Here is a 22,387-nt window from a genome sequence, read left to right on the forward strand (position 1 = left end):
TAGGTGACTAATTTATTAGTCAATCATATCAAAACCTGTATAAGGTACTAATGCTTCTGGTATTTGAATGCCTTCGGCTGTTTGGTAGTTTTCTAAAATACCAGCAAGAACTCTAGGTAATGCTAATGAGCTACCATTTAAGGTGTGCGCCAATTTGCTTTTACCTTCTTTGTCTTTGTAGCGTAATTTTAAGCGGTTTGCTTGAAAAGTTTCAAAGTTGGATACAGAACTAATTTCTAACCAACGATCTTGAGCGGTAGAGAATACTTCAAAGTCATAGGTAAGAGCAGATGTAAATCCGGTGTCACCACCACATAATCTTAAAATTCTGTAGGGTAATTTTAATTCTTCAAGAATACCTTTAATGTGTGCCACCATACCTTCTAATGCTTCGTATGATCTTTCAGGATGTTCTACACGTACAATTTCTACTTTGTCAAATTGGTGTAATCTGTTCAATCCTCTAACGTGTGCACCATAACTACCAGCTTCTCTTCTAAAGCATGGGGTGTATGCGGTACAACAAATAGGAAAATCACTTTCAGCAATCATTTCATCTCTAAAGAAGTTAGTTACCGGTACTTCTGCAGTAGGTATCATGTATAAATCATCTGCAGTAACGTGGTACATTTGTCCTTCTTTATCTGGTAACTGACCCGTGCCGTACCCAGAGGCTTCGTTTACCATGTGCGGTACTTGGTACTCTTTGTAGCCTGCCGCGGTATTTTTGTCTAAGAAATAAGAAATTAGAGCACGTTGTAACCTAGCACCTTTTCCTTTGTATACAGGAAAACCAGCACCCGTAATTTTAGCTCCTAATTCAAAATCTATAATGTCATATTTTTTAGCTAATTCCCAGTGTGGTAAAGCTTCTTCACCAAGCTGAGGAATTTCTCCGTGCTTAAAAATTTCTTCGTTATCTTCTTCAGATTTACCAGCTTTTACACTTTCGTGTGGTACATTAGGTATCTGATACAATAACTCTGTTAATTTATCGGCAGCTTCGTTTAATTTATCGGTAAGCTCTTTAGAGGTTTCCTTTAAATTAGCAGTTTTCTCTTTTAATTCATTTGCTTCAGCAGCTTTTCCGCTTTTAAAAAGCATTCCAATTTCTTTGGATAATTTATTAGATTCAGCTAATGTGTTATCTAAGGATGACTGAATACTTCTTCTTTCTTCGTCTAACCTTAAAACCTCTTCTACCATTGCTTTGGCGTCTAGATTTCTTTTAGATAAACCGGCAATAACGGCATCTTTCTGTTCTCTAATAAATGCTACTTGTAACATGATTAATAAATTAAAATTTTCAGTATTGTTTTTACAACAATTAAGTTTCTATTGTGGCAAATTTAAAGGAATATGTTTAACTAATGTTTAAAAAATTATTCTTTTTCAAAAGGCATTATCCAATCGTTGTGAGAAAAAGTGTTCCAAGATGCGGAAGCCATATCCACTTCAGGGTTTATAAGTGGATTGCGGTTGCTTTTGTTTACTACTGCAGTTCCTACCATATGTATGCTAACGTCTTTCCCTTCTTTAGCATATTCTTTTTTAAGAACTTGAGCAAATTGCCAAGCAAAATCTGGTTTGGTAGCCACTAATCTGCTCTGCTTAGGAGTAAGGTAATCTGATTTTTTAACTACCCAAGTTTCGTTTGTTTTTTTGTCGGTAACTCTTATGGTTACGTGGCCAGTTTTGGTTCGCAGCATCATTCGCCAGCTCATTCGGTGTCCTTCTTCTGTCCATAAAACATTCCCTGGAATCACCCAATGGCGTAAAGGCATTAGTATGTTGTAGGCTAGGTACACAGCACCTGCCCATTTTACCATTTGGTGGTAAGGTGGTATGATAATCTCTTCGGCTGTATAAAGCGGTTTTCTTTTCAAAAAGTATTTTCTAATAATTTCAGGTTCAAAAAAGAACAGTGAAAACGCTAATGACAAATACGGAAAAATACCCACTTGAAAAACAAATGAATTGAATAGGTGGAAAAAGATAGACGCAAAAAATGCCCATTTTCTTGTTGGTTTGTATAATAATAAAGGTATCACCAGTAAATCATACAATATACCTGAGTAGGCTAAAAAACCATGCATCCATTTGTATTGTAGCAAAGCGCCAACAATGGGGTAGTTTGCTTTTGCATGCATCATAACTTCTATTACAGATAAGTTAAACCAATCTGGGTACCATTTGGCAACCGAAGCATAGGTGTATACTATCCACATTTGAAGTATGATAAGCCATCTACACCAGTTAGGCATAGCAATGGCTTTTATCTTAGGGTTTATTTTAGCGTCTACAGAAAGATACTTGTTGGCAGGCATTACCAACATTACCAAGCATAGTAATATAAGTAGATAGTAATGGTTGTTGTAGCTGGTTTTTTGCATAAGGTAAGTGGCTGTCCACATAAGTGTAAAGCCCCCTAAGCTCCATTTATATTTAAACCCAAGCATTACAAATAACCCAAACACCCCCATAAGTACGTAATAATAATACATTCCGTACCCAGGTAAGGGTTGAAGCCACTCAAAACCAATAAATGAAAAATTCATTTCAGGAATCATGAAGGCACGTTTTACCCAGCCGGTAAAAATGGCTCCAACAGATTCTAAAAAGATAAGCAACCCAAAAATTATTCTGAAAATAATTAATGAGGTGTTGTCTATTTGTTTAAATAAGAACCTATTGAGCATTGTATTCTTTCATAAGGGTAAGGCAGTTTTCCTTATCCAAGTCTAGCTGTTTTTTAAGAGCTTCTAACGATGAGAATTTCTCTTCACCACGTAAGTATTCTAAAAAGTGAATTCTTAGTTTTTGGTCATAAAGGTCAGCATCTAAATCTAAAAAGTTTACCTCTATGGTTTTTGGTATGTCATCTGCTATAGTAGGGTTATAGCCTATACTTAGCATACCAAATACTTTTTTGTTGTTTATAATGCTATACACAAGGTATACCCCAATAGGAGGTATTAACTTATAATTTTCCTTTATTTGAATATTTGCTGTAGGGTATAGTAGTTCTCTACCAATTCCTCTACCTCTAACAACAGTACCAGTAATAAAAAAGTGATATCCTAAATAGGTGTTAGCTGTTTTAATATCTTTTTCTATAATGGCATTTCTTATTTTGGTAGAGCTTACCGAAACATCGTCTACTAACTCCGCTGTAATTTCTTCTACATCAAATCCGTAGGTTTCTCCGTAGGTGATTAACTGTGTAATATTAGCAGTTCTGTTTCTACCAAATCTGTGGTCATAACCAATAACTACTGTTTTGGCATTTATCTTTTGTACCAATATTTTTTCTACATACTCTTCTGCGCTAAGGCGTGAAAACTCTTTATCAAAAGGGTATACAAACAGGTAATCTATACCAGACTCTTTTAATAATTCAATACGCTCTTCAATGGTATTAATAAGTTTAAGGTCTGACGCCTGTTGCAATACCATGCGCGGATGCGGAAAAAAAGTTAGTATAGTAGCTTTTAAACCTGTAGCGGCAGCAGTGCCAATAAGGCGCTCTATAATTTTTTGGTGTCCTAAATGTACCCCGTCAAAGGTGCCAATAGTAACTATTGTAGGACTTTTAATGGTATGTTCGGCAGTTGTAACTAGTTGCAATTTCAGAATTCTTTAAGCAAAGATATGAAAAAGAAGCTTGTAAAAATGAGCTATATTTTTCCTGTTCTTTTAATCTAGTTTATCTGTTAATTTCTTAAAAGTGGTTTTGGCATCTTTCCCTTCATACAGAATTTCGTAAACTGCATTTATAATAGGCGTTTTACTTTTTCTGGTAAACTTAGTGGTTATAAGGTGAGCACTTTTAACGGCATAATAGCCTTCGGCAACCATGTTCATTTCCATCATAGCGCTTTTAACAGTGTACCCTTTACCAATCATGTTACCAAACATTCTGTTTCTACTAAAAACGGAATATCCTGTTACTAACAAGTCACCTAAATAAGCAGAGTTGTTTACGTCTCTTTTTATTTTGTGTACTCTTTTAATAAAGCGTCTCATTTCTCTAATAGCACAGCTCATTAATACACTTTGGAAGTTGTCTCCGTAACCTAAGCCATGTGCAATACCAGCAGCAATTGCATATATGTTTTTTAGTACTGCAGCATACTCACTACCTATAATATCATCAGAGGTTTTGGTTTTAATGTATTCGCAGCTCATAGCTTTGGCTACTGTTTTAGCTTTTTCGCTATCCCAACACGCAATGGTTAAATATGATAGCCTTTCTAACGCTACCTCTTCTGCGTGGCATGGGCCTGTAATTACACCTATATTTTCAAAAGGAACCTCATAAAGGTTATGAAAGTGTTCACCAACAATAAGTCCAGTTTCTGGTACAATACCTTTAATGGCCGAAAACACAATTTTGTTTTTTAGCGGAACATTTAAGTTTTTTAATTCACTTTCTAAAAAGGCAGAAGGAATTGCAAAAACAAGTATATCAGCTTCTGCTACAGCTTCGTTAATATTACTGGTAAGACCTAATTTTTCCGTTTCAAACTCAACAGAGCTAATATAATTAGGGTTGTGTTTTTCTCTTTTAATATGCTCAATGGCAGCAGTGTTGCGCATGTACCAACCTACATAGTCTAAATTCTCGCAAAGAATTTTTACAATTGCAGTAGCCCAGCTTCCACCACCAATCACAGCTACTTTAACAATTTTGTCCATAATTTTTGTATTTATAGAATAGTCAAATTTACTAAAAAGAAATAGGAAAACATGAAGTCTTAATGATCAGCGTGTTATAACTATGCTAAAAAAAATGGCATAGATATTGAATATTATAATTTACTTTGAGAAGATTTACAAAGTATTTAACTCGATAATCGAGTGAACAGTTAACTTGAAAAACGAACGCTTATGAAAACTATAAAATTACTATTTGCTTTAGCAATATTAACAATAGGGTTTTCTTCTTGTACGAATGAAATGTACATGGAAGATCCTTATGTAGAGCCTGGAATATCTTTAAACCAATTAATGCACTCTTACGAGGTTTGGTATATAGATATTAATGAGTCTAATACCAATGGTCAAATTCCGTTTATGCAAATTGCCTTTACGTTATCTTTTAGAAATGGAGTGCTTTATGCAAACAATAACTTAGCTGGTATTGGTACTACTGGTAACGGCTTTGGGGTAGATATAGGGTATTATGACGTGTATAGTACTACGTTACAATTAGACCATGATTTAGATGGTGTATGGAATTTTGAAGTAGAACAGTTAGCAGCTAACCGAGTACGTTTGTATAATTATGCTACTAATACCTCTTTTGTAATGTACGGATACCAACGTAGTAATTTTGATTATGATATGGTATTTTATGACAACATACATTATTTTTTACAAGAGTATGATGCTTGGGAGAAAATATATACAAGCCAAGCAGGTGCTATTAATGAGTTTGATAACGAGAACTTTTTAGCGTTTTTACCAGATGGTTACGGAGATACTTTTCTATCTTCTATAGATGCTCCTGGAACTAGTATTAACAACTTATACTGGGATTATGAAGGTATTTATGAAGTAATGGATTTTTCTAACACAGACTATGTGAAAGCTTTAACATTAGATTATGATTTTCTGGGCAATGAATACTTTGAGTTGTACGTTGTTAATGATGAAACTGTAGAGTTGTATCACCCATACTCTGGTACTACATATAGATTTAGAGGAAGAGGATTTATACCTTACTTAAAGTCTCAGAAAGTTGAAAAAGGTACGCTAGAGAACAGAGGTAAATTGAGAATGAAGGAGAATAATAAGGTGTTTGATGCAACTAAGTTTAAAGCATTATAAAATATATTAGTTTGTGTAATATAAGTTTTTGGTTGGTTATTTAGTTAAAAAGCCAGTTCGTACAAAATGTAGAACTGGCTTTTTTTTATTGTTATCTGTAATATTCTAATTATAAATAGAAGATGTACCCTAAAGAAAGAGATACAGAAGTATCGTTATTTTGGTTTTCAGTATAAACATCAGGGTCTGGTCTCATACCATCTACCCAATCAGAGAAATAGTACTGATACCTTAAATCTACCATAAGATCTGAATCTCTGGTTATTTTTACTTTAATACCAACGTTTCCTATTGCAGACATCACAATGCCTGAGCCATTGTTTAACTGTCCGTTTTGGTATTTTACTGGTAACGTTTCTTCTGGTTGCGTTTCAATGTTTCCTAGGTCAGAATAGTTTCTAGGGAAGTAATAATTTGCTTGAAACCCTAAACTTGCATACGGAACAAAAACATAGTTACCACTTAAAAATTCTCTAAGAGGAACAGGGTAGTATTCTAATTGAGAACCAACAGAAAGTGTCTTCATCTCTCCGTGCATAGCTCTTAACTGATCGGCAGTAAGCGAAGTATATTCAGGGGATACCCACTGGCCAAAGTGATCAAGTTTAGATTGCATATAGATAAATTCATTTCTAATCATAAAGTGATCGTTAAAATAGGTGTATCTATTAAAACAGTCACAGTCGGCATTTAAGGCAAGGTTCATGTAATGTATAACACCTATACTAAAACCTAAGTTACCTTTAATGTTGTCAAAATTTTTGTCTTCCCCGTAGTCAGATTGAAAAGCTACAGGTCCACCAATTAACCCAAGTTGATGGGAAAATTGCGAAAAGCCTTTATGCAAGGCAAAAAGCAAAAAAACTAGCAGAAGTATGTTTTTTCTTATATGCATTATTTTAAGGTATATGAACTATTATAGCAAATATATAAAAATTGTGGTCAAACTTTTTAGTAGTATGGTGCTTCTGTCCTAAAATTTACTCCAATAGTCGAAAATACTGATTTGTTATTTTAAAGTTGTCAAAATTTTTAAATTCATAATTTAAGTATAATTTATATGCTGCATATTTAAAATATGTATATATTTGCTCGTATATTTTGTGAATATTTAAATCCAAAACTAGATGAATCAAAGAGTTGCATCGTTTATGGAGCTTGTAAAAGCCCGTAATTCTCATGAGCCAGAGTTTCTTCAGGCAGTTCAGGAAGTAGCTGAAACAGTACTTGATTATATTGCAGAACAAGATATTTATAATGGTAAAAACATTCTTTTAAGAATGGTAGAGCCTGAAAGAGCTATTAGCTTTAGAGTTTCTTGGGTGGATGATCAAGGCGAAATACAAGTTAATAGAGGGTACAGAATTCAAATGAATTCTGCTATTGGTCCTTACAAAGGAGGGCTACGTTTTCACCCTTCTGTAAATATGAGTATTTTAAAATTCTTGGCTTTTGAGCAAGTATTTAAAAATAGTTTAACTACCCTTCCTATGGGAGGCGGTAAAGGTGGTTCTGATTTTGATCCTAAAGGAAAGTCAGATGCTGAAATTATGCGTTTCTGTCATAACTTTATGGCGGAATTAAGCAGACATATTGGTCCTCATACAGATATACCTGCAGGTGATATAGGGGTAGGTGCTCGTGAAATTGGGTTCCTATTTGGAATGTACAAAAAAATTAAGAACGAATTTACCGGGGTACTTACTGGTAAAGGATTATCATGGGGTGGATCTTTAATTAGACCAGAAGCAACAGGATATGGTACAGTATATTTTGCTGAAAGTATGTTGCAGACTAAGAATGAAAGCATGGAGGGTAAATCTGTGGTTATTTCTGGGTCTGGTAATGTGGCGCAATATGCTGCTGAGAAAGTGTTGCATTTAGGAGGTAAAGTACTAACGTTATCTGATTCTTCTGGGTATATTTATGATAAAGATGGTGTAGATGCTGAAAAGTTAGCATTTGTTATGGATCTTAAAAATAACAAGAGAGGAAGAATTTCTGAATACGTTGAGAAATACAGTAGTGCAGAATTTTTTGAAGGTGAGACTCCTTGGGGTGTTGCTTGTGATGTAGCTTTACCATGTGCCACTCAGAATGAGTTGAGCGGTGAAGATGCTGAAAAATTATTAGGTAATGGATGTATTTGTGTGGCAGAAGGGGCTAATATGCCTTGTATGCCTGAGGCAGTACACAAATTCCATGAAGCTAAAATATTGTTTGCACCAGGTAAAGCGTCTAATGCTGGTGGTGTAGCAACTTCTGGTTTAGAAATGTCTCAAAACTCTTTACGTATTAGTTGGACAAGAGAAGAGGTAGATAATAAGTTGAAAGATATTATGAAAAACATTCATGATAACTGTGTTGCTTATGGTACCGAAGATGGATATACAAATTACGTTAAAGGAGCTAATATTGCCGGCTTTGTTAAGGTAGCAGATGCTATGTTAGCGCAAGGGGTAGTATAAGTTTTTTTGAAGTGTATATAAAAAGGAGGCATTTGCCTCCTTTTTTATTATATAGTTTTGTGTTTTTAAGTAGTTTTTTTAGCGCAACAATCCATTTTAGCTTTACCGTTACAGCCGGCTGCTTTAGTTTTAGCTGTGCAATTTTCTTTTTTTTCTGCCGTACAGCCTTTGCTACAATCAGCTGTGCAAGTATGAGCTTTTTCGTCAGTTTTAGCCATGTTGTATACCTTGTAGGTATGGCCGTCTCCAATAGTAGTTACGGTAGTGGCAATGGCTTCTAAAGATAGTTTAGTGCTGTCAAATGCTACAGATGCTTTTTTATTTTCAAAGTCTACCTTGGCTTGTTGTACACCATCTAATTCATTTAATTGTTTTTCAATAGTAGCTGCGCAACCTACGGCACAGGTCATACCATCTATATTAAATTCTGTGTTAGAAATATTAGCGGCTGCAACTTCTGTTTTAGCAGCTTGTTCTTTTGTTGCTGTATTGCACGAAACCGTAAGAAGTATGCACGCAACGCTAACGTAATAAAATATTTTTTTCATGAGATATCTTTTATGCAATAAAAATACTCTTTTTCTTGAAAAAATATTCACTATTGTATATAAAAAAGGGATGTACATAGTACACCCCTTTTTTCAAATATTATTTTGATTGGCTAATTATTCAAAATCAGCATCGGTAACGCCTTCGTTTATTTGAAGCTCTTGAATAGTAAAAACAACTTCTTGCGGACCAACAACTTGCTTAAATGAAAGTGGTATTTTAACACCATCATATTCTTTGTAGTCAGAAAATGTAGTGATAACATTATATGTTTGTCCGTTAGCTTCTATAGTTTTAACTTTTGATATTTTTAGATGAGAAGTTGTGGCATAGTATAGTTTTTCTGTGTCATTAGTTTTAATCACATACATGTCTTTGCCATCAACAGTTTCAATACCTGTTAATTCTATATTTGGGTTTTCAAGAAGAACTAATTCAGTAAATGTGGTAGCTTCAGCTTTTTCTTCTTTAAGTTCTTCAGCTGTCAATTCTTTCTTTTGACCTTGTTGAAGAACATAACCGGTATCTTTACCTATTACCTGTTTTTGTACTACATTACCTCCTAATATTAAGGCTTGGTAAGCTCTTCCGTCTTTGGTTTTCTTAGCTTCCATGTTTAGCGTCATACCTTGTGTTTCGGCTATGCCTTTCATACTTAAGGTTTTCACGTTGTTAACGTTCTCCATGCCTCCAATAGCTTCAATATAATCCATTAAAACAGTTTTAGCTGTTACTCCTTCAGGAATTGGTTTTGAGAACACAGGGCGCTCAATTTTATTACCATATTTATCAAAATAGAACACAGGAAGTTTTTTACCTTCAAAATCAATATTTTCTAATTTGTGTAAAACTTCGCTTCCTTTACCTACAATAACAATTTTTAAATTTCTGTATGGGAAATATTTTTCAGCAACACGTTTTACATCTTCTTTAGTAACTGCATTAATTCTGCTAATAAATGTTTCGTAGTAATTCTCTGGTAAATTTTTTGTTTTAATATTGAGAGCGTAACGCGCAATAGTTTGTGGGTCTTCAGTTGCCATAATAAAGTTACCTAGGTATTTTGCTTTCGCATTTGCAAGGTCTTTATCATCAACAAACTCGGTTCTTATACGCTTAATCTCTTTTAATGTTTCTACAACAGCGCTATCTGTAACGGCGTTTCTAATTTTAGTAGAAGCTCTAAATTCACCATTAGAATATTGGTCTGCTGAGGTGCTAGTACGTGCGCCATAGGTGTATCCGTGCTCTTCACGTAGGTTCATGTTAAGGTAACTACCAAAGGCTCCTCCTAAAATGTAGTTAGCAACCAAAACAGCAGGGTAATCTTCGTCTGCCATTTTTAAGTCAATAGGGCTTACTACTTTTAGTTCAGACTGCACAGCATTAGGCATGTCTACAAAATTTATTTGGGTATACTGTATTGGGTTTGCTTTTGGCACTGTTACGTTAGGTGCTTTAGCTGATAACCATTTACCAAAATATTTTTTAATAATTTTTTTAGCATCTTTAGTTTTAAAATCACCCGTAACTACCATGTATGCATTTTGAGGCACAAAGTATGTTTTGTAGTAATTTTTTACGTCTGCTAAAGTAACTTTGTTTACGGTTTCTTCAGTGGTAAATTCACCATAAGGGTGGTTAGCGCCGTAAAGTAAAACATCAGTAACTCTAGATGATACTGCAGCAGCACTGCTTTCGCCAGTTTTTAAACCTTCAATAAGTTTTTTGCGCTCTTTTTCTAATTCTTCCTCGGTAAAGTTAGGGTTAATAGCAGCATCTGCCATTAATTCTGCAACTCTATCAAAATACTTAGAAAGAGATCTTGCGTAACCTCCTTCGTCATTTAAAGAAATACTAGCGCCTAAGAAGTCTACTTCTTCATTATAAGTGTCTTTAGGTATGTTGGTAGAACCGTTACCTAATAGCGAAGATGTTAAGCTAGCAACCCCAGCTTTTTCTCCTTGCGTATGCGGTGTGTTGTCTATTTGTAAACTAATAGAAACTCTAGGTAGTTTATGGTTTTCTACTATTAAAACAGTTAGGCCATTGCTAAGTGTTACGGTTTCAGGAGCTCCTAAGTTAATTGTAGGTGTTGGTCCTGGCTCGGGCATTTGTGAGCGATCTATCTGCGCTTTAGCGCTTATTGTTGTAAGTATAATTGCTATGATAACAGTGAGTGTTTTTCTCATTTTATTCTATATTTTTAATTACTGAGCAGGTTCAGCTAAATAATCTAGTTCTAAACGTTGGTTTGATTGAAGGTATTCATTAGCTACACGTTTAATGTCTTCACGTGTAATAGATCTGTAAATCTCAATTTCTTTATTAATTAAAGAAGTGTCTCCGTATAGCATGTAGTATCTTGCCAATGAATTAGCAATACCCTGTACGCTAGAATTTGAGTTTACAAATTGGTTTTCAAAATTGTTTCTAAGTTTTTGGTACTCTCTTTCAGAAATCAATTCTGTTTGTATTTTATGAATTTCTTCATCCATTGCATCAGTAAGTGTTTTAAGAGATACATCTCCTAAAGGTAATGCGCCAATAATGTAAGTTCCGTAATCTTCCATAGACCTAGGAAAAGCTAACACTTGTAAAGCAATTTTTTGGTCGTCTACCATTTTCTTATAAAGTCTTGAGCTTTTTCCGCCTGTTAAAAGTTCTGATACATAGTCTAAAACATAGGCATCTCTAGCGCTCATTTTAGGAGTTCTGTAGGCTAATATTTTTACAGGAATTTGAATGTTAGAGTCGTATTCTGTTGCCTTAATGGTGTGTGTAATTGGCGTTTCTTCAATAACAGTTCTTTCAGGTTTTGGAGCATTATTAGTGATAGGTCCAAAATAATCTGAAATCATTTTTTTAGTTTCCTCTGTTTTAAAATCTCCTGCTACCACTAAAACCGCATTGTTAGGGTTGTAGAATTTGTGGTTAAAAGAAACAAACTCTTCTAATTGTGCAGCATCAAGATCTTCCATACTACCAATAACCGACTCTCCGTAAGGGTGTTTTTCAAAAAGGTGAGGATTAATACCTGTACCGTAAATAATTTTACCGTACGGAGCATTGTCTATACGTTGTCTTTTTTCTTCTTTAACAACTTCGTTTTGCGTATCTACCCCAATTTGGTTAATCACCGGGTGCATCATACGTTCGCTCTCCATCCATAAGCCTAATTGAAGACTGTTAGACGGAAATGTTTCATAATAATAAGTTCTGTCTTGGGTGGTGTTTGCATTGTTATTACCTCCCTGGGCTGAAACAATATCAAACCATTTTCCGCGCTCAATATTTTCGGTTCCTTCAAATAAAAGGTGTTCAAAAAAGTGAGCAAAACCAGTTCTTCCTGCTTCTTCATCCTTAGAACCTACATGGTACATAACACCTACGGTTACTACTGGTGCTGTGTTGTCTTGTTGTAATATTACGTGTAGGCCATTGTCTAAGTCGTACTCTTCATAGGCTACCTCTTGTGCAAAAGTTGTACTACCCATTAGTGCTAAAGTGGCTAATGTTAGAAATTTTTTTTTCATTGTAGATGGTTTTTTCAATGCTAGTTATAAAATAGATTAGTATAACTACAGTGTTATTTGTTACAAAAGTAAGATTGTTATGCTAATTTTAACGTAAAACTCTTAATTAAATGGTAAAATCATCATTTTTAACACTATTTTATAACTAGTTAGTTTACAGATAATTAATATCGTGTTAAAGTTTAATTCATAAGATTATGAATACTGGTGAAAAATCAAATTTAAAGTATGGTGTTTTAACGGCCTTTTCGTTTATAGTATATTTCATGTTGTTAAAAACAATTGGGTTGTCTGACCATGCATGGTTGCGTTTTTTTAATGCATTTCTGTTAGGTGTAGGAATCTATTCTAGTATTAGGAGTGCAAAAAAAATAGGTTCTGGCAATGTTAGGTATTTTAACGGAGTTAAAGACGGATTGGTTACAGGTATTGTGGCTACCTTGGTATTTGTAGCATTTATGACCTTATATATGTACGGTATAGATACTGATTTTCATAAACGAATTTTAAAACAGTGGTTTGACGAATATACACACGGACCTATATTGTTACTGTTTTTATTGCTTGTAGAGGGTATTTCTTCTAGTTTTATACTTACTTTGCTGGTAATGCAAAAGGAGAAAACCAACTGGAATTCAAGGTTTTCAAAAAAAACACATCAAAATGCATAAAGTGTTTGTAGTTTAATTAATTAGAATTATATTTGCACTCATTTTTTAGTAAATTAATTATAATTTAAACGGATACGCTATGTATGCAATTGTAGAGATAGCAGGGCAGCAATTTAAAGTTGCGAAAGACCAAAAGGTATATGTTCACCGTTTGTCTGCTGAAGAAGGTTCAAACGTTACTTTAGATAACGTACTTTTATTAGACGACGAAGGGAAAGTTACTATTGGCGCCCCGGCTATAGACGGTGCTTCTGTAGAGGCTAAAGTCTTAAAACATTTAAAAGGAGACAAAGTAATTGTTTTCAAAAAGAAAAGACGTAAAGGTTACAAAGTTAAGAACGGTCACAGACAGTCTTTAACTCAATTAGTAATCGAAGGTATTTCAGCTACTGGTGGTAAAAAAGCTGCTAAAGTTGAAAAGAAAGAAGAAGCTCCTAAAGCTGAAGTTGCTGCAGATACTACTGATTTAAGTAAGTTAACTGTTGCTGATTTAAAGCAAATGGCTAAGGACAAAGGAATTGAAGGTTATTCTTCAATGAAGAAAGCTGAATTAATTGAAGCGTTAAGCTAAGTTTAACCCATAAAAAATAGTAAGACATGGCTCACAAGAAAGGTGTCGGTAGTTCGAAGAACGGTAGAGAATCAGAATCGAAACGATTAGGAGTTAAGATTTTTGGTGGACAGGCTGCTATTGCTGGAAACATTATTGTTCGTCAGCGTGGTACATCTCATAACCCAGGTGAAAATGTTTACATGGGAAAAGATCACACATTACATGCACAAGTTGATGGTGTTGTGAAATTTGAGAAGAAAAGAAATAATAAATCTTATGTTTCTATTGTTCCTTTCGAGGCGTAATTAGAACCGAAGATTTTAAGTATAAAAAGGGCGTATAGTTTTAAACTATACGCCCTTTTTATATGTTGTATTTTTACGTAGACTAATTTTATGTAACATATTCTTACGTTCAATTTAAGAAATAATTAACATTGTAATTCTAAGTGTTTGCTAAATTGTTGACACTAAAACGAATATCAACTAAAAAAATTATGTTATGAAAAAAGGTCTGGTATGTGTAATGCTGGCAGGTTCAGTATTGTGTACAAGTTGTTTGGGTTCTTATAGTGCGTTTAACGGGCTAAGAGAATGGAATAGCGGTGTTAGTGATAGTAAGTTTGTGAATAACTTATTATTTTGGGGCTTATGGATAGTTCCTGTTTATGAGCTTTTTATATTGGGTGATACCATTATTTTTAACACCATTGAATTTTGGTCTGGCTCTAACCCTGTAGCAATGGAAGAGGGTGAGGTAGAAACTCAAATAGTGCGTCATGAAGGAAATAAGATTAAAATGACGGCTACTCAGAACAAACTAGTTGTAGAGGTATTAAAAGGGCCTAAAAAAGGGAGTAGACTAGATATGGTTTACAACCCTGAAACACAAACTTGGAGCGCTGTTAAGCCTAATGGAGAAGTTATTGAATTGGCTTCTTATAAAGATGGTTTCTTTTTAGTGCATTTGCCTAATGGTTCTAATGTTGCTATAGACCCTAACAAGCCTGTTGAAGAGGGTATGGCGCTACTAAATCATAAAATTGAAGCTATTGAAGAGCGTACGTATTTAGCTTCTAATGAATAATGAAATAACAAAGAAAAGTGTATTATAAAAAAAAGTCCCTATTTAGGGACTTTTTTATTGCATATATGTGGTGGTTACGATTCGCAACTGCTACAGTTAACTAAGTTGTTAACCATTTCTTTAGATACACTTTGGCTACGTTGGTAGTAAAGAGTTTTAACACCTAGTTTCCAGGCTTCAATAATTAGCTTGTTTACCTCTTTAATAGGTACTGCTGCTGGTATGTTGATGTTCAAACTTTGTGATTGATCTACAAATTTCTGGCGTATAGATGCTTGTATTATAATTTCTAACTGACTGATTTCTTTAAAAGTTTTAAATACGTCTTTTTCAGTTTGGGTAAGCTCTTTTAGTTTTTGTACACTTCCGCCATCAAGCATAATGTCTCTCCAAGTATCTTCATTGTCAATACCTTTTTCTTCTAGTAATTGTTTCAGGTATTTATTTTTTCTAATAAAGTTACCTTTAGATAATCCTGCCTTGTAATAATTGCTGCTAAAAGGTTCAATACCTGGTGAGGTTTGCCCTAAAATAGCAGAAGATGATGTTGTTGGTGCAATAGCAAGGGTTGTGGTGTTTCTTCTTCCGTATCCTTGTAATACTTCTGGCTCACCGTAAATTCTTGCTAACTCTTCACTCGCTTTATCTGCTTTTGCTTGAATATGCTGAAAAATTTCAGTGGTCTTCATTTTTGCTTGCATGCTTTCAAAAGGAATCATGTTTTTCTGCAGGTACGAGTGCCAGCCTAAAACTCCTAGTCCTAACGCACGGTGTCTCTTAGCAAATTTGTTAGCAGAAGCTAAGTAGTGGTTATCTTCTGTTTTTACAATAAACTCTTGTAATACGGCGTCTAAGAAATAAATAGCAAGTTTTACTGCTTCGGTATCTTTCCATTCGTCATACAGTTCTAAGTTCATTGATGATAAACAGCAAATGAAAGATTCATCTATAGAAGAAGGTAGCATAATTTCCGAACACAGGTTACTAGCGTTTACTTGCATTCCTTTGTCTTTATAAACTTGAGGCTTGTTTCTGTTTACATTATCTGTAAAGAAGATATATGGTAAACCTTTTTGTTGGCGACTTTCTAATACTTTAGCCCAAACTTTACGTTTGTCCATATCGCCATCAATCATTTCTTGCATCCAGTAATCGGAAACACAAACTCCGTAAAATAAGTTTTGAATAGGGTTACCTATATCTTTAATTTTTAAGAACTCCTCAATATCCGGGTGGTCTATATCTAAATAAGTAGCAAAAGCACCACGTCTTACACCTCCTTGAGAAATAGTATCCATAGCGGTATCAAACAGTTTCATAAAACTAACGGCTCCACTACTTTTACCATTATCGGTAACTGCACTACCTCTAGCTCTTAACGACCCAAAATAGCCTGAGGTACCCCCTCCAATTTTGGTTTGCATAATAACTTCTCCAAGTTTATGCGTTATCCCTTCAATATGGTCTGGTATATGTACGTTAAAACAAGAAATAGGTAAACCACGTTCGGTACCCATGTTGGCCCAAATAGGAGAACTTAAGCTCATCCATCCGCGCTCAATCATTTCTTGAAATGATTCTTTTAATTCTGGTTTGTATAATCTTTTAGCAGCTGCCGTAGTAATACGGTCTATTGCCCCCTCTACAGTTTCTCCTTTTAAAAGGTAACCTCTGTTTAATATTTGCTCGCTCTCTTCATTTTTCCACCAAAGTTTTTTTCTTAGGGTGGTATCTGTTTCGTTGGTAAGTGGCAGTTCTTTTGTAAACATGTTTTTATTTAAGTTTTGGGGAATTAAAATAAGTCGTTAGCTGTAATACTCTTATCGTGTTTTGTGTAATCTACTGGTCTTTTAGCAAAAAAGTCATCTAAACTGTTGGCAAAAACTTCCTCTTCAAACCAACGTAAAGGAGCATATTCTTCAGCGGATACATAATATATTTTATCCATCCCTATTTTCTCCATGCTCTCGTCTATTCTAAACTTCATAAAGTTTAATAGGTCTTCTTTTTTTACATTTTCTAAATGACCATCTTCAAAAATCCAATCTAAAATTTTGCCCTCAATGTCTAAAGAGTGTTTTACAGTTTCTTTGATATGGTCTAAAGTAGCCTGGTCAAAAAAGTCGGGATATTCTTCTTTAATTTTATTAACTAAATAGATACCTCCATTAGCATGTATTTGTTCGTCTACTGAAGTCCAGGCAATAATGTTGCTTACATTTTTCATTAATCCTCTAAAGCGGGTAAAAGAAAGTATAATGGCAAACTGGCTAAAAAGTGAAACGTTTTCTATAAGAATAGAAAATAAGATTAAAGAAACAACGTATTTCTTATTGTCTTGAGAATTTGCATTTTGTAATGCTTGTGATAGGTATTCTACACGTTCTTTAATTACAGGTACCTCTAATAAATCTCTAAATTCATTATTATAGCCAAGTACTTCTAATAATCTAGAATAAGCCTCAGAGTGTCTAAACTCACATTCAGCAAAGGTAGTTCCTAGTCCGTTTAACTCAGGTTTTGGAAAATGATTGTATATATTACCCCAAAAAGACTTTACTGCAACCTCAATTTGTGCAATAGCTAAAAGACTGTGTTTGATAGCCGTTTTTTCTGCCTGATTTAAATGCGAATGGAAGTCTTGCGTGTCTGCTGTAAAGTCAACCTCGCTATGTACCCAATACGCTTTATTAATAGCTTCGGTAAATTGTAATACATCAGGGTATTCAAATGGTTTGTAATTTACTCTTCTGTCAAAAATGCCCATAACTCACACTGTTTTTAATACGGTTCTTTTTCTACTTTTTTTCTAATGTTTTTGAAATCAGATTTCTGGAAAAAATGAATAGGGTATTATTCATTTTTTATCGGGAGAACTAAGTTAAGTTTTCAAAACTTTTAATTTTCTAAAAACATCAAAAAGATTTGAAAAGTTTATTAACAGTGCGTGAAGTCCCTTTTTATCAATGGTTTGCGATTTTTGGTGCTTCTTATTGTTTACAATTATTAAACAAAAAATGACAACAATCTAACTTTTAGATAATATAAAGTTTACAATTTTACAAACTGTTTACTTAAACCAACTATACATGAAATTTAATTATCTGTACACACTTTTTTTGTTTTGTACACTGGTTACTTTTGGGCAGCAAAAGAACCATTTTTCGGCCTCTGAAATTTCAAAGGATTCCTTGTTTTATACCTATAAAAAGCAGTTAAAAGAGGCAAAAGAAAGCAAATCTTTACAAGAGACGTGTAAGATATATATACAATTAGGCGATTTTTTTAAGCAGTCTGGTATATTTCCTGAAGCTATTGAACAACTAAATGAAGCTGCTGGCTTGGCAAAGACATTAAACAATGATTCTTTACAAATTGCAGTTCAAATTCAGTTAGGGGATGTTCAATTGCTATTAAAAAGTTACCCCAAAGCAAAGGAGTTGCTTACCAATAGTATAGAAAGAGCTCATGCAAAAGCATATAGGAAATTAGAGGCAATAGCACACGAGTTGTTAGGCACTTGTTACGAGAAAGAATCTGATTATCTCTTAGCATTAAATCATCAGGAAGAGAGTTTAGATTTATTTGAATCTATACATGACCAGGAAGGTATAGCTATAGTGAATGAAAATATAGGAAGCATTTATGAAGACTTGGAGCAGTATGAAAAAGCTAGGAGTTATTTTGTGAAGTCGCACACCTATTTTTCTAAAATGGAACCAGAGGCTAGCCTAAATGTACTTAATAATATTGGAGATACGTATAGAAAAACAGGAGACTATAAGAATGGGTTGTATTATACCTCGCAAGCCAAAGATTTGGCTGTACAGTATAATGATGGACATCAGCTAGAAAGTGCTTACCGAGATTTAGCCAAAACGTATGTGCTGCAAAATAATTTTGAAGAGGCATACAAGTATCTACAAAAAAGCCACCAAGTGAAAGAGGATGAATTTTATTCTCAGAATTTTGATCAAATGAATGTGTTGCAAACCGTATATGATACTAAAGTAAAGGAAGATCAAATTAAATATTTAACACAGCAGAATAAAATTAGTGAGGCGCATCAAAACCTGATGTGGTTTGCCATAATAGTACTAATTGTAGGTGGAGGTACGTTTTCTTTATTAATTAATAAAAGGAGAAAGGCCGGAGTTAAATTACAGGAGTACGAGCAACGTATGATGCGTGCAGAATTAAAGCAGAAAGAAATTGAAGAGCAAAATCTACAAAACGAAATACAATTAAAAACAGTTACACTGTCTAAATATAGTTTAACACTGGCTCAAAAAAACAAACTCATTACAGATGTAGCTGCTTCTTTAAAAAAATTAGCTACCAGAACTAAGGTAGATGTGCATACTAAAATAAAGAGTATTGCCAGAGAAATGGAAACTACTTTAGAACAAGACGAAGAATGGGATGAGTTTATGCAATTTTTTGAAGACATACACCCAGACTTTATTAAAAAGATTTCGGCGGTATCTGAACAAAAATTATCCTCTACAGAATTACGTTTGGCAATGCTACTACGTTTAAATCTTTCTAGTAAAGAAATAGCATCTATTTTAAGAGTTACTCCAGATAGTGTTAGGGTGGCCAGATATCGATTAAGAAAAAAATTACCCATAGATCAAAAGCAAGAACTGGTAAATTTCATGCTAGACTACTAAAAAAACACCTCATCTTTTCTTATTGTTAGTGTAATGTAAAGAAATCTTAATTGTTGCTTTGTTGTTTCTCTCAAAATTACAATTGTTTCTCTTTTGTTGCTTTTAATTTTAAGGTGTAATATGTTGATAAACATAATTTTGGTGAAAACAAAAAACACAAATAATGAAACAACTAACTGGCTTTAAATTAGCTATTGTAACATGGTTTGTTGCCCTATTTTTTGGTTTTGCACAGACCGGAGAGGGAACAATTCAAGGAACTATTACCGATGATTATGGTATTTATGTACCAGGTGCATCTGTAATGATTAAATCACTTAATAAAGGAGTAGTAAGTGACCAAGATGGTAAATTTACTTTTGTAAATGTACCTGCAGGAGATTACACTATCACAGTGAAATATTTAGGTTTTGAAGATACTGAAGCACCGGTTACTGTAACTGCTAACCAAACCGTTGCTGTGAGCATTGTACTGTCTTCTTCAAACGTGGAACTAGAAGAAGTTGAAGTAACAGGGTTTGGACTTGGTGGACAAGCTAGAGCATTAAATACACAGAAAAATAACACCAATATTACCAACGTAGTTTCTACAGAGCAAATTGGTAAGTTTCCAGATGCTAACATTGGAGATGCTGTAAAACGTATACCAGGTATTACCATGCAGGTAGACCAAGGGGAGGCCAGAAACATTATTGTACGTGGTATGGCACCACAATTAAACTCGGTAACCTTAAATGGTAGCCGTATACCTTCTGCAGAGGGAGATAACCGTAACGTACAGATGGACCTTATTCCTTCTGATATGATTCAAACCATTGAGGTAAACAAAGCGGTAACTCCTGATATGGATGGAGACGCACTAGGAGGGTCTGTAAACCTTATTACACGTTCGGCACCACAATCTTTCCGTTTGGCAGCTACATTGGGTTCTGGTATTAATTTTATTAATGACAAACCAGTTATTAACGGATCGTTCTTAGTAGGAGACCGTACTAAAAACGGAAAATTCGGTTGGATGGTTTCAGCATCTTATAACGATAGCGATTTTGGTTCTGATAATGTAGAAGCAGAATGGACAGATGAGTTTGAATATAACAACGGAGATGAGGATAACTTAGAGTCGGTAGACGTAAATCCTTATAACAATACATACGAGCTAAGAACTTATTTGGTACAGCGTATTAGAAGAAGTTTCTCTGCTAACTTTGATTATAAGTTTAACGATAACAATACCATTTTCTTCAAATCTATGTATAACTGGAGAGATGATAGAGAAAACCGTTATAGAGTAGAATATGAAATTTTAGACGGAGAAGATATTGGACCAAATGACTTTTCTGTAGTAGATGGTAACCTATTAAGCTTCCCGGCAGAAACAAAACGCCAAACCAAAGGGGGTATTAATAACAACCGTAATAAAAACAGACGTTTAGAAGACCAACGTATGCAAAACTATACTTTAGGTGGTAACCACCTTTTTGGTAATGTGAAATTTGATTGGATGGCAGCGTATGCAAAAGCTTCTGAAGAGCGTTTAAACGAGCGTTATATTGAGTTTGAATCTGAATTAATGGTAAGCAGAACGGCACAGTCTGAGTACCCAAGATATGCACCATTAAACCAAGCAGACTTAGCTTTAGATAACTTTGAGTTTGGTGAAATTACCGAGGAAAACCAATACACAGAAGAAGAAGACTTTAACATGTTTGCTAATTTTGAATTACCTGCTAACCTGTTTGGTAAAGGAGATGGTACTTTTAAATTTGGTGCTAGAGGTAGATTTAAAAACAAAAACAGAGCGAATGGTTTCATAGAATATTCACCTATTGCTGGTTTAGAAACCATGGCAGATGTTGCTACTAAAGATTATTCAGATCCTGATTTCTTAGCGGGTAGCCAGTACCAAGCAGGGTACTTTGCTACAGCAGAATACTTAGGAGGTCTTAACTTAACCAATACTGATTTGTTTGAAGGGGAAGATGTACCAGACGAGTACTTAACAGCTAACTTTGATGTTACTGAAAACGTATATGCAGGGTATGTAATGGCAGACCAAAAATTATCTGATAAATTAAGCGTGTTATTTGGTATACGTTTAGAGAGTACACACATAGAAAGTACTGGTAATGAGCTTACTTTAGATGAAGACGGAGATTTTGCTGGGGTTACTGCTGTAAATGGTGAAAGTACCTATACAAACATTTTACCTGGCGTTCACTTTAAATACAACGCTACTGATAATACGGTATTACGTTTTGCTTGGACAAACACTTTGGCAAGACCAAACTATGTAGATTTAGTTCCGTTTAGTGAAATTAACAGAGAAGATGAAGAGATAGTTTTAGGTAACCCTAACTTAGACCCTGCTAAATCAATGAACTTTGATTTTATGGCAGAGCACTACTACAAATCTGTAGGGGTTATTTCAGGGGGTGTTTTCTACAAAGATATTCGTGATTTTGCTTATACGTTTGTAACAGAAAACGAAGAAGGGTACGAGGTATACCAACCCATGAACGGAGACAACGCTATGGTATACGGTGCAGAGGTGTCTTTCCAACGTCAGTTAGATTTTTTACCTGGGTTTGCTAAAAACTTTGGGGTGTACCTTAACTATACGTACTTAAACTCAGATGCTAAAGGTATCCGTAACGAAGACGGAGACGAAAGAGGAGATCTTGAATTACCAGGATCGTCACCAAATATGTTTAATGCATCATTATCGTATGCAGATAAAAAATTAAGCGCTCGTTTATCGGGTAACTTCTCTGATGCGTATTTAGATGAATTAGGAGGAAACAGCTTTGAAGATAGATACTATGACCAACAGTTTTTCTTAGACTTTAACGTAAATTATTCGTTTACTAAAAACTTAAGCATGTATGCTAGTTTAAATAATATTACCAACCAGCCGTTACGTTATTACCAAGGGGTTAGTAGCAGAACTATGCAAATGGAATATTATGAAAGAAGATTAACGTTTGGTGTTAAGTATAACATTTTTTAATAAGCTGAATTG

The 22,387-nt window shown here is 34.5% G+C and carries 18 protein-coding genes; 8 read left to right on the forward strand and 10 right to left on the reverse strand.

From position 1 onward, the window contains the following. Positions 1-15 precede the first annotated feature (15 nt). The 4 genes from serS to Y10_RS03820 form a co-directional block, all read right to left on the reverse strand. Complete coding sequence (gene serS / locus Y10_RS03805) at positions 16-1,287, reverse strand: serine--tRNA ligase (protein ID WP_281764037.1); 1,272 nt, start codon at positions 1,285-1,287, stop codon at positions 16-18. 95 nt (positions 1,288-1,382) lie between these two features. Next, on the reverse strand, positions 1,383-2,699 hold the full coding sequence (locus Y10_RS03810) for an HTTM domain-containing protein (RefSeq protein WP_281764038.1): 1,317 nt from the start codon (positions 2,697-2,699) through the stop codon (positions 1,383-1,385). Further along, positions 2,689-3,627 carry a bifunctional riboflavin kinase/FAD synthetase gene (locus Y10_RS03815; RefSeq protein WP_281764039.1) on the reverse strand — a complete coding sequence of 313 codons (939 nt, stop codon included), beginning with the start codon at positions 3,625-3,627 and terminating at the stop codon, positions 2,689-2,691. Before Y10_RS03815 ends, Y10_RS03810 begins: the two co-directional genes overlap by 11 nt. A gap of 69 nt (positions 3,628-3,696) precedes the next feature. Beyond that, positions 3,697-4,698: an NAD(P)H-dependent glycerol-3-phosphate dehydrogenase gene (locus Y10_RS03820; protein WP_281764040.1), complete on the reverse strand. Its 1,002-nt coding sequence runs from the start codon at positions 4,696-4,698 to the stop codon at positions 3,697-3,699. A 192-nt stretch (positions 4,699-4,890) separates the two neighbouring features. Here Y10_RS03820 and Y10_RS03825 point away from each other — a divergent pair, with 192 nt between their 5' ends. Further along, entirely contained in the window at positions 4,891-5,832 is a 942-nt protein-coding gene (locus tag Y10_RS03825) for a nicotinic acid mononucleotide adenyltransferase (protein ID WP_281764041.1), read from the forward strand. Between the two features lie 109 nt (positions 5,833-5,941). Here the strand turns inward: Y10_RS03825 and Y10_RS03830 are convergent, their stop codons facing one another. Further along, entirely contained in the window at positions 5,942-6,727 is a 786-nt protein-coding gene (locus Y10_RS03830; protein ID WP_281764042.1) for a THC0290_0291 family protein, read from the reverse strand. Positions 6,728-6,959: 232 nt separating this feature from the next. Here Y10_RS03830 and gdhA point away from each other — a divergent pair, with 232 nt between their 5' ends. After that, entirely contained in the window at positions 6,960-8,300 is a 1,341-nt protein-coding gene (gene gdhA, locus Y10_RS03835) for an NADP-specific glutamate dehydrogenase (RefSeq protein ID WP_281764043.1), read from the forward strand. 65 nt (positions 8,301-8,365) lie between these two features. Here the strand turns inward: gdhA and Y10_RS03840 are convergent, their stop codons facing one another. The 3 genes from Y10_RS03840 to Y10_RS03850 form a co-directional block, all read right to left on the reverse strand. Next, a complete protein-coding gene (locus tag Y10_RS03840; RefSeq protein ID WP_281764044.1) occupies positions 8,366-8,848 on the reverse strand; it encodes a cation transporter in 483 nt (160 codons plus the stop codon). A 117-nt stretch (positions 8,849-8,965) separates the two neighbouring features. Further along, positions 8,966-11,041 carry an insulinase family protein gene (locus Y10_RS03845; protein ID WP_281764045.1) on the reverse strand — a complete coding sequence of 692 codons (2,076 nt, stop codon included), beginning with the start codon at positions 11,039-11,041 and terminating at the stop codon, positions 8,966-8,968. 18 nt (positions 11,042-11,059) lie between these two features. Then, on the reverse strand, positions 11,060-12,385 hold the full coding sequence (locus Y10_RS03850) for a M16 family metallopeptidase (protein WP_281764046.1): 1,326 nt from the start codon (positions 12,383-12,385) through the stop codon (positions 11,060-11,062). Between the two features lie 197 nt (positions 12,386-12,582). On the opposite strand from Y10_RS03850, the gene Y10_RS03855 reads away from it, so the two are divergent. From Y10_RS03855 to Y10_RS03870, 4 genes are all read left to right on the forward strand, one after another. Further along, entirely contained in the window at positions 12,583-13,056 is a 474-nt protein-coding gene (locus Y10_RS03855; RefSeq protein WP_281764047.1) for a DUF4199 domain-containing protein, read from the forward strand. Between the two features lie 79 nt (positions 13,057-13,135). Then, complete coding sequence (gene rplU, locus Y10_RS03860) at positions 13,136-13,627, forward strand: 50S ribosomal protein L21 (RefSeq protein WP_281764048.1); 492 nt, start codon at positions 13,136-13,138, stop codon at positions 13,625-13,627. A 26-nt stretch (positions 13,628-13,653) separates the two neighbouring features. Then, on the forward strand, positions 13,654-13,914 hold the full coding sequence (gene rpmA / locus Y10_RS03865) for a 50S ribosomal protein L27 (RefSeq protein ID WP_281764049.1): 261 nt from the start codon (positions 13,654-13,656) through the stop codon (positions 13,912-13,914). A gap of 196 nt (positions 13,915-14,110) precedes the next feature. Continuing rightward, on the forward strand, positions 14,111-14,695 hold the full coding sequence (locus tag Y10_RS03870) for a DUF3332 domain-containing protein (RefSeq protein WP_281764050.1): 585 nt from the start codon (positions 14,111-14,113) through the stop codon (positions 14,693-14,695). Between the two features lie 74 nt (positions 14,696-14,769). Here Y10_RS03870 and Y10_RS03875 read toward each other — a convergent pair whose 3' ends face one another. Together Y10_RS03875 and Y10_RS03880 are read right to left on the reverse strand one after the other, a co-directional pair. After that, positions 14,770-16,464, reverse strand: a complete 1,695-nt coding sequence (locus tag Y10_RS03875) for a ribonucleoside-diphosphate reductase subunit alpha (protein ID WP_281764051.1) — start codon at positions 16,462-16,464, stop codon at positions 14,770-14,772. Between the two features lie 23 nt (positions 16,465-16,487). Next, positions 16,488-17,462: a ribonucleotide-diphosphate reductase subunit beta gene (locus Y10_RS03880; protein WP_281764052.1), complete on the reverse strand. Its 975-nt coding sequence runs from the start codon at positions 17,460-17,462 to the stop codon at positions 16,488-16,490. 322 nt (positions 17,463-17,784) lie between these two features. On the opposite strand from Y10_RS03880, the gene Y10_RS03885 reads away from it, so the two are divergent. Then, positions 17,785-19,368 (forward strand): tetratricopeptide repeat protein, encoded by a 1,584-nt coding sequence (locus tag Y10_RS03885; protein ID WP_281764053.1) that lies wholly within the window; start codon positions 17,785-17,787, stop codon positions 19,366-19,368. Between the two features lie 163 nt (positions 19,369-19,531). Then, positions 19,532-22,375 carry a TonB-dependent receptor gene (locus tag Y10_RS03890; RefSeq protein WP_281764054.1) on the forward strand — a complete coding sequence of 948 codons (2,844 nt, stop codon included), beginning with the start codon at positions 19,532-19,534 and terminating at the stop codon, positions 22,373-22,375. Positions 22,376-22,387 lie beyond the last annotated feature (12 nt).

Origin of the sequence: Neptunitalea lumnitzerae, from assembly GCF_027924185.1 — a bacterium.
Lineage (GTDB): Bacteria > Bacteroidota > Bacteroidia > Flavobacteriales > Flavobacteriaceae > Neptunitalea > Neptunitalea lumnitzerae.

Excerpts from the sequence above, each read along its gene's own strand:
- Y10_RS03855 (WP_281764047.1), top strand. The coding sequence starts at position 12,583 with ATGAATACTGGTGAAAAATCAAATTTAAAGTATGGTGTTTTAACGGCC.
- Y10_RS03820 (WP_281764040.1), bottom strand. The coding sequence starts at position 4,698 with ATGGACAAAATTGTTAAAGTAGCTGTGATTGGTGGTGGAAGCTGGGCT.
- Y10_RS03880 (WP_281764052.1), bottom strand. The coding sequence starts at position 17,462 with ATGGGCATTTTTGACAGAAGAGTAAATTACAAACCATTTGAATACCCT.
- Y10_RS03885 (WP_281764053.1), top strand. The coding sequence starts at position 17,785 with ATGAAATTTAATTATCTGTACACACTTTTTTTGTTTTGTACACTGGTT.
- Y10_RS03840 (WP_281764044.1), bottom strand. The coding sequence starts at position 8,848 with ATGAAAAAAATATTTTATTACGTTAGCGTTGCGTGCATACTTCTTACG.
- Y10_RS03810 (WP_281764038.1), bottom strand. The coding sequence starts at position 2,699 with ATGCTCAATAGGTTCTTATTTAAACAAATAGACAACACCTCATTAATT.
- Y10_RS03830 (WP_281764042.1), bottom strand. The coding sequence starts at position 6,727 with ATGCATATAAGAAAAAACATACTTCTGCTAGTTTTTTTGCTTTTTGCC.
- serS (WP_281764037.1), bottom strand. The coding sequence starts at position 1,287 with ATGTTACAAGTAGCATTTATTAGAGAACAGAAAGATGCCGTTATTGCC.
- gdhA (WP_281764043.1), top strand. The coding sequence starts at position 6,960 with ATGAATCAAAGAGTTGCATCGTTTATGGAGCTTGTAAAAGCCCGTAAT.
- Y10_RS03845 (WP_281764045.1), bottom strand. The coding sequence starts at position 11,041 with ATGAGAAAAACACTCACTGTTATCATAGCAATTATACTTACAACAATA.
- Y10_RS03825 (WP_281764041.1), top strand. The coding sequence starts at position 4,891 with ATGAAAACTATAAAATTACTATTTGCTTTAGCAATATTAACAATAGGG.
- Y10_RS03890 (WP_281764054.1), top strand. The coding sequence starts at position 19,532 with ATGAAACAACTAACTGGCTTTAAATTAGCTATTGTAACATGGTTTGTT.
- rplU (WP_281764048.1), top strand. The coding sequence starts at position 13,136 with ATGTATGCAATTGTAGAGATAGCAGGGCAGCAATTTAAAGTTGCGAAA.
- Y10_RS03870 (WP_281764050.1), top strand. The coding sequence starts at position 14,111 with ATGAAAAAAGGTCTGGTATGTGTAATGCTGGCAGGTTCAGTATTGTGT.
- Y10_RS03875 (WP_281764051.1), bottom strand. The coding sequence starts at position 16,464 with ATGTTTACAAAAGAACTGCCACTTACCAACGAAACAGATACCACCCTA.
- rpmA (WP_281764049.1), top strand. The coding sequence starts at position 13,654 with ATGGCTCACAAGAAAGGTGTCGGTAGTTCGAAGAACGGTAGAGAATCA.
- Y10_RS03850 (WP_281764046.1), bottom strand. The coding sequence starts at position 12,385 with ATGAAAAAAAAATTTCTAACATTAGCCACTTTAGCACTAATGGGTAGT.